At 44.4% G+C, this 13,209-nt stretch carries 8 protein-coding genes; all 8 read left to right on the forward strand.

Translation table 11 applies throughout. The features are described from left to right. The first annotated feature begins 94 nt into the window (after positions 1 to 94). The 8 genes from K1F36_RS06415 (at position 95) to K1F36_RS06450 (ending at position 12,676) form a co-directional block, all read left to right on the forward strand. A complete protein-coding gene (locus tag K1F36_RS06415) occupies positions 95 to 1,732 on the forward strand; it encodes a BspA family leucine-rich repeat surface protein (protein WP_220113064.1) in 1,638 nt (545 codons plus the stop codon). A 247-nt stretch (positions 1,733 to 1,979) separates the two neighbouring features. Further along, a complete protein-coding gene (locus tag K1F36_RS06420) occupies positions 1,980 to 2,261 on the forward strand; it encodes a Fic family protein (protein WP_220113065.1) in 282 nt (93 codons plus the stop codon). A 219-nt stretch (positions 2,262 to 2,480) separates the two neighbouring features. Continuing rightward, on the forward strand, positions 2,481 to 3,050 hold the full coding sequence (locus K1F36_RS06425) for a sigma-70 family RNA polymerase sigma factor (RefSeq protein ID WP_220113066.1): 570 nt from the start codon (positions 2,481 to 2,483) through the stop codon (positions 3,048 to 3,050). Between the two features lie 155 nt (positions 3,051 to 3,205). Beyond that, positions 3,206 to 4,174: a FecR family protein gene (locus tag K1F36_RS06430; protein ID WP_220113067.1), complete on the forward strand. Its 969-nt coding sequence runs from the start codon at positions 3,206 to 3,208 to the stop codon at positions 4,172 to 4,174. A gap of 165 nt (positions 4,175 to 4,339) precedes the next feature. Beyond that, the gene (locus K1F36_RS06435; RefSeq protein WP_220113068.1) at positions 4,340 to 7,780 is read left to right on the forward strand and encodes a SusC/RagA family TonB-linked outer membrane protein; all 3,441 of its coding nucleotides are present in this window, start codon (positions 4,340 to 4,342) and stop codon (positions 7,778 to 7,780) included. A gap of 9 nt (positions 7,781 to 7,789) precedes the next feature. After that, positions 7,790 to 9,166, forward strand: coding sequence for a RagB/SusD family nutrient uptake outer membrane protein (locus K1F36_RS06440; RefSeq protein WP_220113069.1), 1,377 nt, complete (start codon positions 7,790 to 7,792; stop codon positions 9,164 to 9,166). Positions 9,167 to 9,185: 19 nt separating this feature from the next. Further along, the gene (locus tag K1F36_RS06445; protein WP_220113070.1) at positions 9,186 to 10,709 is read left to right on the forward strand and encodes a BspA family leucine-rich repeat surface protein; all 1,524 of its coding nucleotides are present in this window, start codon (positions 9,186 to 9,188) and stop codon (positions 10,707 to 10,709) included. 62 nt (positions 10,710 to 10,771) lie between these two features. Further along, a complete protein-coding gene (locus tag K1F36_RS06450) occupies positions 10,772 to 12,676 on the forward strand; it encodes a PI-PLC domain-containing protein (protein ID WP_220113071.1) in 1,905 nt (634 codons plus the stop codon). Positions 12,677 to 13,209 lie beyond the last annotated feature (533 nt).

The raw sequence follows: 13,209 nt of genomic DNA on the forward strand, positions 1-13,209 counted from the left end.
AGGGCTCTATTTTTGTTTTTTAACCTATAAAATAACGTAGCGGTGGATGCGGTTCCCTTGGAGGGGGCGCACCGATTGTGACAAAAAAAGACCCATGAAGAATTTTGGATTGAAGAGATTGAAGAGCCTGTTTTTATGTTCACTGGCGATTGCCTTGGTGCAGTCGTGTGACGAAGACGATATCGACAACGCCGCACCGGTGATCGCCGACCAGTCGTTCACCACGAAGGAGAACATCACGGAGGGGGACGAGATCGGCACGGTGGCGGCGAGCGATGCGGACGGTGACGAGCTTGTCTTTTCGATTTCGGGGGACGATGAGGGCCTTTTCTCGATCACGGAGGACGGCGTGCTGAGCCTGGCAGAGGGCAGGGAACTGGACCCGGAGACCGTGGAGCACACGTTGACCGTTGCCGTAAGCGACGGCATGGACACCGCGGAGGCGGAGGTCTCGGTGAGGCTCAACCTGGCCCCGGTGATGGAGGCGCAGGAGTTCACCGTGGGCCTCGACATCACGGAGGGGGATGTGATAGGAACCGTTGCGGCGAGCGATGCGGACGGTGACGAGCTTGTCTTTTCGATTGCAGAGGACGGCTCGGGCCTTTTTGCGATCACGGGATCGGGCGAACTGGGCCTTGCCGAAGGGCGATCGTTCGACCGGGAGCTCGGTGCACAGGAGTTCGCCCTGACCGTTGCGGTGGGCGATGGCATGGAGACCTCGGAGGCCGGGGTGACGATCAAGGTGGTCCCCTGCCAGGAGGCCGTGAACGGCACCTCTGAAGACCCGATAGCCTCCGGGGGCACCAAGGAGCTGATCGGAACGCCCGCGGAGGGAGAATGGAAGATCGTCTCGGGGGGAGGAAACATAACCGAGGACATTTCCGGTGGTGTTGCCAACGGTTACGTCTATACCGCGGATCCGGTGCAGGAGGACACCGAGGTGGAGATCGCATATGTATTGGAAACGGGCTTCGGGGGCAACGGTGACTGCCCGGAGAGCTCGGCCAGTGTAACCTTTACGGTACAGGGGCCCGTGTACCTTCACGAGAACGGGAAAACGGTGGTGGCCAGGGAATGGACCGAGGGCGGCGAGACGGGGGTCATCGACGGGGTCCAATATTATGTGGCAGAGGACAAGACCAATTTGGAAGAAATTATAAGTAGTTCTCCAAGTCTATTGCCCACCGTCTGTACCACCAAGATCACCGATATGTCATACTTGTTCTTTGATAATAGTTTCAACGAGGATATTTCCTCCTGGGACACCTCGAGCGTGACGGATATGTCAAATATGTTCGATAGTGCAAAGGACTTCAACCAGGATATCGGGGACTGGGACACCTCGAACGTGAGAATTATGGAGGGAATGTTCAATCTTGCAAGCTCTTTTAATCAGGACATCGGAGACTGGGACACCTCGAACGTAATCAATATGAGTGATATGTTCAATGAAGCAAGCGCCTTTAACAGTGATATCTCTGATTGGGACACCTCGAGCGTAAACCATATGGGATATATGTTCAGTCTTGCAAGCTCTTTTAATCAGGATATCGGGGACTGGGACACCTCGAAAGTGGAAAGTATGACTCTGATGTTTCTTGGTGCAAGCGCTTTCGACCGGGATATCTCGGATTGGAACGTAGACAATGTGAGTTCTTGTGAATATTTTAGTGATGGGACCTCCTCCGAATGGACTTTAGACGAAAAGCCTGGATTGACCTGTTCTCATTAGAACTTAAGTTGGCACACAGATACTCAAAAGGCCCCGACAAAGGGGCCTTTTGGGAATCACGTGATTTCTTGCTATCAGAAAAAAGCATACTGGTTGTAAAAGCGGTCGCGGTATCCACACGAAACGGAAAAGAGTGAGCATGGTAAAACACAAATAAGTGACTGATTAATATAAAATCAAGGTATTTCAATTTATCCGCCTTTAGCGGTTCTCATTTTCCGTCCCTTCCAATGAAATAACGGAGTGGATGAATTATTTTGTACAGACCGTTCTTGAGGCACAAATAGATACCGAACAAGAAATCGAGTTCACTTTAAAAAAGACCAAGTTCTTTGATCAGCACGAGGATAGTTTCAATGATCGTCAAGAGAAAGCGGTTCGTCACATGTTGGACGAAGGGAATAAAGGCTTTGAAGGTGTGATGAACGCACGAAAATACGTTTCATTGACAGGAACATCCAAAGCCACGGCCACTAGGGATTTACTGGATGGGATGGATTGTGGGAGCCACCAAGAACGGCAAATTTGAACCACCAAACATTTTGTTGTAGCAGGTTGTACGTCAGTTCTTTGTTGGCTGTATTACTATGCTCACTCTTTTCCGGCGAGGGTGGTATTCTATGTCCGTTTTTAACAACATGACTGTAAATTGAAGATATACCCCTTATGAAAATTAACCTTTTGTTAAACGGCTTATGTTACAGTATGAAAAGGCAAATTATAAACTTTACCATCTAAATTTCGGGTTTTGGATAGTTTGGAATCGACCTCTGATCAATTTCTTTTTCAAGAAATCAAAAAGGGTAACAAAAAAGCGTTCAATAGGCTTTTTGAGACCCATTGGGATGGGTTGTACCAAGCTGCCTATAAAGTTTTGTTGAGTGAGGATATGGCCAAGGATGCGGTTCAAGAGGTTTTTTTTGATCTTTGGTTGCGCAAACTTCAACTTGAGGTCGAAAATATACCGGGATTCCTTTATAAGGCTGTACGAAATCAATCACTGAAACAATTGAGGAAAAACGCTCCTTTGCAAATTCACGAAGATAGATTTAAGGAGCTGTTGGTCAACACCACCCAAGAACAGTTGGACCTTATTGACCTTAAAACAAAATTGGGGGAAAAGCTGGGTGCCCTGTCGCCAAGGGAAAGAGAAATATTTGAAATGAGCCGGTATCAAAACCTGTCCAATAAAGAAATTGCAAACCACCTTAATCTTTCGCAAAGAACCGTTGAATGGTATTTGTATCAAGTTGTTAAGGAACTTAAAACCGCGTTGACCGTCTCTGTTCTTGTTATCCTATCCTACCTTTTCTATTGATTTACCGCTGATGTTACCAGCTTTTAAAATCAGTGATATGAGTCCATCATCCGTCAAGGTTACCTTAAGGTTAGCTGTGTTATCTATGGGTTAAATCCAAGTATTGGCCCCAGTAAATGTTCTTTGTTGGGGTACTTATAGGTAAAAGCACAGCCATGGATAAATCAAAATTGATTGATTTACTTTCAAAATATGATAAGGGTACCTGCACCAAGGAAGAACTTGTACTGCTGTATCGCTTCTTCGATGCTTTCCAAGATGATAACAATATTTGGGACACGAAAGGAATTGTTGAGAAAGAGCGAATACGAAAGGAATTATCAAAAAAAATAAAACAAAGAATCGATTTTCAGGAAAGGAATCGAAAATCCATCTCTCCCTTGTGGAAGGTGGCCGCCGCAATACTTTTTGTCATTGGGTTGGGGGCAATGACCAAAATGCTTCTTTTCCAAAAAGAGCAGCCCATCGAATATGAACGGATCGTTTCAAATGATATGGGAATCAAGGAGGTTGCATTGATGGATGGATCCACGGTCTGGTTAAACCGGAACAGCGAACTGGTCGTTGCCAAAAAGTTCATGGAATCCGAATTTAGGGAGATCACCTTGCATGGGGAGGCATTCTTTGAAGTGGCAAAAATCAAAAACAGGCCATTTATCGTCCATTCCAGTGGCTTTCAAACCAAGGTATTGGGCACCAAATTCAATGTAAAGGAATCCAACGAAAGAACGGATGTCGCATTGATTGAAGGAAGCGTCGAGGTCAATGCAAATGCCGAGCAGGTATTGTTGAAACCCATGGAAAAGGCAGTGTTCGGCCATGGAAATGACAGTATCGCGATTGTTGAAATGGACATGGAGCTGGAACTCGCTTGGATGACCAATGATTTCGATTTTAAAAACACCAAACTATCCCGGGTCGCCACCATGCTGGAACGGCGGTTTCATAAAAAGATAACATTTGAACAATCCGGTATGGCCGAAAAAAAAGTGACCGGACATTATGAGAATGAAAGCCTCAATGCCATTCTGCTTTCCGTGACCCAGGCCGGCAACTTGGATTACAAATACAATGACAAACAGCACATACTGATTTTTAAACCCCTAAAAAATAATTCCATGTAAAAAGAGAGCCATAAAAAAGGGAAGCGCTCCAACGCTTCCCCATGAAATTAATTCGTACGAGCAAAAAATGATAATGTAGTGAAAATACATTTGAACCACTTTTTTAATGAAAAAATTCCAACTAAAACTATGAAAAAAAATGAACATGATTTTAGAAAACTTCTAATGAAACTTACTTCAGTTTATATATTGCTGGCATTGGGTCTTCAAGGGGTTTTGGCCAATGGGGCCAATGCGCAATCTTTGCGAAGCACAGAAATCTCCCTTGAACGCGGTTCCTATACGGTACGCAATATTCTCAACAACGTAGAAGACCAGACTGATTTCAACTTTACCTATTATGAAAGTGAAGTTGATTTGGGCGCTGCATATTCAATTGACAGAACCTACGATTCATTATTTGACCTATTATATGACCTATCCTTGGAGAAACATTTTCGTTTCAATAGAATCAACAAATCCATTGCGATATCCAAAATACAGCAGAAAAAAAAGGAACCGGAAATTGTGGAACAATTGCAGGTAAGTGGGGTGGTGCTGGATGAAAACGGACAGCCTTTGCCAGGTGCGACAATCGTTGCAAAAGGAAGCAGCATCGGTACCACTACCGATTTTGATGGAAACTTTGAGGTCGCGGTAAATTCAGATGCCACTTTGTTGGTATCGTACATTGGTTATTTGACCAAGGAAGTCCCTGTCAATGGACAGACCTCGATGACCATCAGTCTTCAATTGGATACCCAGAAACTGCAAGAGGTCGTTGTGATAGGGTATGGCACCAGCTCAAAAGAAAAAATATCCGGAGCGGTAACCAGCATGGATCAAGAGGAGATCCAACAGTATTCCAATGCCAATTTTGATCAGGCCATCGTGGGGAAACTTGCGGGTGTAAATATTCTGACCAATGCGCGGAACCCCGGTGATGGCAACACGATTACCATCAGAGGGGCGGGATCCATTACACGGGATGCCAATCCATTGGTGGTGGTTGACGGCTTTCCATTGGCAGAGGGCAGCTCACTGAATGTAATAAATCCCAACGATATCGCATCCATAGATGTGATCAAGGATGCTGCCTCCGCAGCCATATATGGATCTCGTGCAGCCAATGGGGTTATCATGATCACCACAAAAAAGGGCAAGGGGAAAAAGTTGACCGTTGAACTTCGTTCTGTTATGGGGCTTCAGGAAAAAACAGGAAGCTACGATTTGTTGAATGCTTACGATGCAGCTAAATTTTTTAGGGATGGTCGTAACAATGCGTATCTAAAAAACCATGGTAACGTGGGTGTCAACGATTCGGAGGAACAGCGTATTGCCAATGGGGCGAATGTCCGAGAGCTCATTTTGGATTACACGGTGCCCTATTTGAACAATGAACCTGGGTTGACAGATTTCGATTGGGAAGACGCGGTATATAGGACAGGCCTGGTACAGAACCACTATGTGAACATTTCCGGATCCACCGAGGCCACCAATTATGCTGCTTCATTGGGTTATACCAATGAGGAAGGCATCGTGATTACGGCAGATCAGAAACGCTATACCACCAATTTAAAACTGAATACGAAACTTGGAAAATATTTTAAGTTCGGTATAAACCTAAATGGATACTATGCGGAAAGAGGGCTGACCAATGGCGGGAATGGATACCGTTTCCCCATTGACCCCGCGGGAAGGGCAATGGTGTACATGTTCCCATTTTTTTCAGCCTATGATGACACCAACCCTACGGGCTACAACATCGAGGCGCAGATATTGGCCAATAGGCCCTATAATGCTAATATGCAGGAAAACCCTGTGGCAATGTCCGAATTGTCCAAATACGATAGAAGGGAGTTCAGGACTTTTGGCAACACCTACCTTTCTTTTGAACCAATCGATAATTTGGTGCTGAAAACATCCCTGGGATATTTGTTAGAGTCAAAGTTTACCGATCAATACGCACCCATGCTTACCGGTTCGTATAGACGATTGATCAGTGAAAGGGATTCCAACCAAGGTTCGGAAAGCAGAAGCGACCAAGGGGACATACTTGTGGAAAATACGGCGAACTATACCTTCGATATCGGAAAGCATTCCTTCAATGCCCTATTGGGACAGAGTTTCCAGAAAAGTTCATACACATCGCTATCAGTGAACGGATATGATTTTCCAAACGATATCATTCAGAATATAGATGGATCCACGGAACAGACCGCATCAGCTTCTCGCAGCAAGTGGACACAGCTTTCCTATTTCGGGAGGATATTGTATGATTATGATGACCGTTATTTTCTCTCTGGGTCCATTCGTACCGATGGGTCGTCAAGATTTGGAAAGGACAATAGATATGGAACTTTTAGTTCTTTCTCCGCTGGATGGGTGTTGAGCAATGAATCCTTTTTTCCTGAAAATGACATTTTAACCTATGCAAAGCTGCGATACAGCTGGGGGCAGACAGGAAATAACCAAATAGGGAACTATGCCCAATATGCCTCTATCAGTACAGGAAGGGATTATCCCTATGACGGTACCCTTTCCCCAGGGGCCGCGCCTTCCAGTGCGCCTTCATATTCGTTGGGTTGGGAGACCAATACATCGAACAACTTCGGTGTTGATCTTGGTTTTTTCAACAAAATAAATTTAGGGGTCGATTATTATATAGCGGATATTTCGGACCTGCTATTGGACAGGCCGGTTCCCAAGCATACAGGTTTTAACAGTTCACTTCAGAACATCGGCGAAATGCGGAACAAAGGATGGGAATTTGAGCTCAATGGATCCAATTTCAATATTGGTGGTCTTTCTTTGGGGTTCAATGCAAATCTGACCACCAATGAAAATGAGATCATTTCTTTGGGCGGTGCCGATGAACTCTACGAAGGAGGCAATCAAAGGTTTATAACCAGGGAAGGGGAGTCATTGGCCAATCTATACGGCTATAAAATCATTGGACTTCTAAAATCCGAGGAAGAGGTGGCCGAATATAAGAGCAGGAAGAACACCACATTGTCCGCTGAAGTTGGGGATTATATTTTCCAAGATACCGATGGGAATGACATTATTGATGCTGATGACAGGGTGCTCCTTGGGGATTATAACCCCGAAGTGACCTATGGATTTGGAATTGATCTAGCTTATAAGGGATTTGATCTGAACCTGAACTTTAATGGAACGATGGGGAGGGTAGCCTATGATTTGATGACCTCTAATTATTTGGAATATGGGGAAGCCTTTACCAATACAAACTACAATTATTTCAACAACTATTGGGACCCTGTAAGCAATCCCGAGGGCTATTTGGCACCGCCGGATGCCTACGGGAACACCGCGACCCGTAAGGCCAGCAGAAATCCCACAAGCTATAATGTTTTGGACGCGGATTATCTCAGGTTGCGAAGTGTGCAGTTGGGATACAATTTGCCTTCCGGTGTTTTGGACCAATTTCACTTGCAGGCCATGCGCGTTTATGTTTCGGCGAACAATCTCCATACATGGACCAAGTACAGGGGCATGAACCCTGATGGCGGGTATACGGGCAATCCGCTTGATAGGGGATATATACAAGGAACCACATCGGTGCCAAGGCTTATTTCCGTCGGCATCAATCTAACACTTCAATAAAAAAGCATTATGAAATTCAATAGAATCGTTATATACTCTTTCGCATTGCTTATTGGCATTGCTTGTGAGAATGAGCTCGAACAACTTCCTGAAACAGGGATATTGGCAGAAAATTATTACTCCACCCAGGAAAATGTGGAGTCGACCGTGACTGCAACCTATAATGAACTCCAAGCATTGTATGATTACTATATGATACTTTGGGGCGAAATTCCCTCCGATAATGCCTATATCCAAGCACCGAACTCCAATGGGGGCGCCAGGCCTTTGGAGGATTTTTCATGGACCAGTACTTCTGGGTTTGTGGGCAGTATTTGGGAAAATTCCTATGAAGGGATTTTTTATGCCAATACGGTGTTGTCCGTTATTGATGACGTGCTATATGACAGCGAGTCGCTTAAAAATATCAGGATTGGGGAAATGAAGTTTATCAGGGGATTTTTATATGACAACCTTACCACGATTTATGGCGATGTCCCCTTGGTGTTGACCATTGATGACCCCACCTATGCATTTGATGATGCAAGGACCCCGAAAACGGAGATATATGCCCAAATCGAGACAGATCTACTGGATGCGATCGAACTCTTGCCATCATCCAACAGTGCCGGTAGGCCCAATGCATATGCGGCCCGCGCCATCCTTGCCAAACATTATATGAAAACAAGGGATTTTGATAAGGCAGAAGCTCAATTGCAGATCATTGTTTCCTCGGGAAAGTATTCCCTTGTGGACATTGATGCACTTTTTGGTGTTGAAAATGAAGGCAACGATGAAGATGTTTTCAGTATCCAGTATGCATCCAATCTGGATGGAATGAGCGAGGGAAGTGAATACTACTATATGTTCACACAACCTGATGACCAAGGAGGCCTTGGGGCCATGGCCATGGAAAGTAGCCTGTATGAACTTTATGCTGCAGACGACCTAAGGAAAGGGTTGGTCACCGAATCCAGTAATGTCTACTACATCAACAAATGGACGCCTTCCCCCAATAATAGCACGGACGATGGCGGTGACAATCATTTTGTGGTTAGATATGCGGACGTACTGTTGCTCTATGCCGAATGTCTTAATGAGAATAACAAGATTGCAGCAGCGGCAACGTACCTTAATATGGTCAGAAACCGGGCAAATTTGGATGATACAACTGCTTCCGGCCAATCGGACATGCGAAGTGCCATTGCAATGGAAAGACGTTTGGAGCTCGCCGGAGAAGGCCATAGGTGGTTTGATTTACTGCGTACCGGCAAGGCATTGGAGACCATGAATGCTTTCTTTCAAAATGACGGAAGTAAAATTACCGTTGAAGCCTATCGATTGTTGTCACCTTTGCCACAGGCCGAAGTCGACATCACCAAAATGGAGCAAAATCCCGGGTATTAAACTAAAATCAAAAAACCAAATGAAACGTTTTTATAACATATTTTTATGGGTCGCTTGCATAGTGCCGATCCTACATGCATGCAATGTGGATAATACTGATTATTCTTTGGATACAAGAGATGTCTATATCGATTCCATAGTTATTGAAGCTTCCAAGAACAACTGTGTCGGGGAAGATATCGAGGTGTCGGTGTCCAATTCCTCCAGAACCATTGCTGCGACCTTGCCCACGGAATGTGATGCAAGTGAAATTATCCTGACCATTTATACAAAGGAAGGTATCTCTGTGTCCCCTGCCTCAGGGTCGGGTTTCACTACAGGGGATTCCTCACTTTTGGTCTCAGGTTTTGGCCTTGAAGAGGAGTTTACGGTAAAATTGAATGTACTGGAACCATTTCAATCCGATGAGGAATTTGTGACGGTTTGGAGAGTTGCTTCGGACGAGGCCATTACCCTGCCCTTGACCGAAAATGGAACATATAATTTTAAAGTGTTTTGGGGGGATGGTGAAGACAGCATTGTGGCCGGGTATGATCTTGAATCTGCCACCCACATGTACTCCGAGGCAGGGGATTATACGGTAACCATATGGGGGAATATTGAAGGATTTAATTTTTATCAAACGGACCAAAGTGCCGATAATATATTGGATATTACCCGTTGGGGGCAAGTAAAACTCGGCAATGATGAGGCTTATTTTAGGGGGTGTTCCAACCTTCAGATAAGTGCAGTGGATGCCCCTGACCTTACCGGAACCACCACGTTGAAGGCCATCTTCAGAGAGGCCACATCATTTAACAGCAACATCAACCACTGGGATGTGAGCGGTGTGTCCAATATGCAAGATGTTTTTTACAAGGCCACCAACTTTAACCAGCCCTTGAATCAATGGGACGTAAGCAATGTCAATACCTTCGAAACCATGTTCAGGGAATCTGCATTTGACCAAGATATTTCCAGTTGGGATGTGAGCAATGCCGTTACGTTGAAAAATATGTTCCGGGATGCTCCTTTTGATCAACCCATAGGCAATTGGGACGTTTCCAAGGTCACAAGTTTTCAATCCACTTTTAGGGGCAATGATGCGTTCAGCCAAGATTTATCAGGTTGGGGGGACAAACTCAATAATGTTGTCACCATGCGGGAGATGTTCAGGGACTCTGATTACGATGGTGATTTGAGCGCATGGGATGTCAGTCAGGTCGTTAGCATGTGGGATATGTTCAAGGACAGTGGTTTTAACAATCCCTCAATTGCTAATTGGGATGTGAGCGGTCTGGACAATATGGAAACTATGTTTGGGGGCAATGATTGCGCGTTTAATCAAGATATTTCCGGATGGAATGTCAGCAATGTGGTGAACATGCAGAACCTGTTCAAGGAGAACCTTGCCTTTAATCAAGATATTTCCGGTTGGGACGTTGGTAATGTACAGTGTAACTATGATTTTGATAAAGATGCACCACAATGGGAAGATGCGTTTAAACCAAAGTTTAACGCAGATAAGACAGATAACAACGAATTCTGCAATAGGGATAATTAATGACCATAACTGATAAAGAAGGGACTCCGAAAGAGTCCCTTCTAAATATAACTTCGGGTAGTATGAAAATGTGGATTACGTTCAGTCTCGCTTTTTTGAGTTTTTTTATTAACTATGGATGTTCATCCGATGGAGGGGACCCATCGATCACAACACCAACGGATGACAGCGTTGATCCAGGTCCGGAACCAGTGGTGTTGGATTCCACAACGGCAATTTACAGACAATTTTTCTTTGAGGGCACCCATAACTCCTATTCAGGGAACTTGGCGGGTATGAAAAGGGAGGGTATCGAGACCCAATTGGAAGCGGGACTTCGTTTTTTTGAGTTTGACCTGTTTTCCTTCCATACACGAAAGGAACTTCAGGCGACATGGGCCGAGGAAGTAGATGCCTTTTCCGTTTTTGATTCTATGGGAGATACGTTTATGATCACCTATATGGATGCAACGGGAAAAACCACGGTATATAAAGTATTGGACGGTGAAACCGAAATATCATCGGAAAAGACGGAGGTAAAATGGGAAGGGGTGGAACGAAAATTTTCAATAGTGTCCCGATCTACGGGTGAATATATCTTTAACTATGCTCCGGGAAATGGTGATTTGACGATTTATAGCTTCAACGGTAGCAGTTTGGAAGAAATCCATTCAGAGAATATCGGTGTTGCCAACATAGGTCTTTCCGCATTTGTTTTTAATGACAACGTCTATTTGGGTGTGCATGCAAAGGATGGTCGCAGATACGATATTCTTAAAGTATCATTTGAGGAAGGAGGTGTTTCCATTGGAGCATCCATATATGAACTGGCCTCGGTCTCTTCGGACGAGACCTTGTACCCATTTGAGCAGGACAATAGGCTATACCTATTTCGGCACAATGTGAACACCGTGACCAATTTTTCGGTGGAATCTGTAGATACCAGTGGAAGTATGTGGTCTAGAAGTGGCAGCACAACCGGTATATCAGATTTGCTCAAGGGAGCGGTGCAGGCAGTTCAAGCGGACGGAAAATTATTTGTGAACTCTTATGCGGCCAACGGCGACGTGGTGGGCTCACAATTGGTGATGGACAGCGGAACACCCATATTGGTATACGAGTACAATAACGAAGATGATATGTTGTCGAGTGCCGATGCAGGGGTGTACCCATCCAAGGGTGGATACTTCCTGCTTTTGGACAAGGGGGTGTCCGTTCAATTGTCGAAAATGGATATCGGTGTCCTTTCATTGGGCCATGATGCTCCTGGAGATGAGGTAGATCTTACGGTTGATAATCCGCAATCCATCTTTCTGGCGGATTGGATCGAATATATAGCTCAATGGAGCAATGCACATCCTGACCATGAACCCCTTTTCATCATGACGGAGCTAAAAGAATATGAACAATGGCTGGCAGATGCCAAATGGCAAAATATCATCAAGCTGATGCAGGACAAGTTTGGAGACAAATTAAGGTATCACAGTTCAAGTGGGTTCCGCAATGAGCCTCTAGTGGATACTGACAAGATTGTTGATGGTAAAACCCTTTATTTTATGGATGAAAAGGGATCTAAGGAAGGTGGGCTGTTGGGAAAAGTCATTCTCTACATTCAGCCCAACAACAAGATTACCAAAAGTGAATACACCAATGATTTTGAACCTTTCAAAACCTCGGATGGAATACTTCAAGAAAACTTTCTTCAGCTCAAGCGCTATAGGGAAAATAATAAATTGGTGTCTCCAGATTGGAGGCATCCCAATAAGTATGGCAATGATATAGGTGCTTATATCGATGCAAAGGATGACAGTTATATCAGCCGTATATTCCATATGGAAAGTGCAGACGGTAATGGGCAATATGACAACATCCACTGTACTGATGTGATGTTTGGGGTATCTGATAGGCCCTATGAAGGATTGTATACGGATTATGCAAAGGAACAGCGCGTGAAGAACAAGCTCGAAAAGGTAGTGGGCTGTGATTGAATGGTTTTTTAAGATTCAGGATTTTCAAGTCGCTGGATAAAAACTTATAGAAATCAAAGCGTCAAACCGTATGGTATTGTGTTTGTTTAATTGGTGATTGGTGTAGCAACTTTAATAGTGCTGCGCCTTTTTTTAAATGCTATCCAAGCGGTCCGGTGGACGGGACTCGAAATTTTTTCCAAAATACCTCGTTTTTCAGGGCCTCCCAGAGGGTCAATAATGGGAGGCACCGAATTGCTCACCTTTTAACAAATTTTAACCTTTTTAACATATAAAACGATGGATTTTGATACATATTGGAGGTTTGGTTTCAATATTGGTTGAACTATATGATTTTTATTATAATCATACATTTGTTTAGATGAAACTTGGGAATAGTCTTTTTGGTTCGATTTTGAACCATTTTTTGTGGCATTGTCCGACCTTGATCGGGTCTTCCGTCAATCAGTTGAACCGGATAGGGGTCGAGGCAATAGCTTCCCTATTTTTAGGTTCGACATATACCTGATCTGCATTTTATTAATGAGGTAGCA

The organism is Flagellimonas abyssi, from assembly GCF_019457905.1.
GTDB classification, from domain to species: Bacteria; Bacteroidota; Bacteroidia; order Flavobacteriales; family Flavobacteriaceae; genus Flagellimonas; species Flagellimonas abyssi.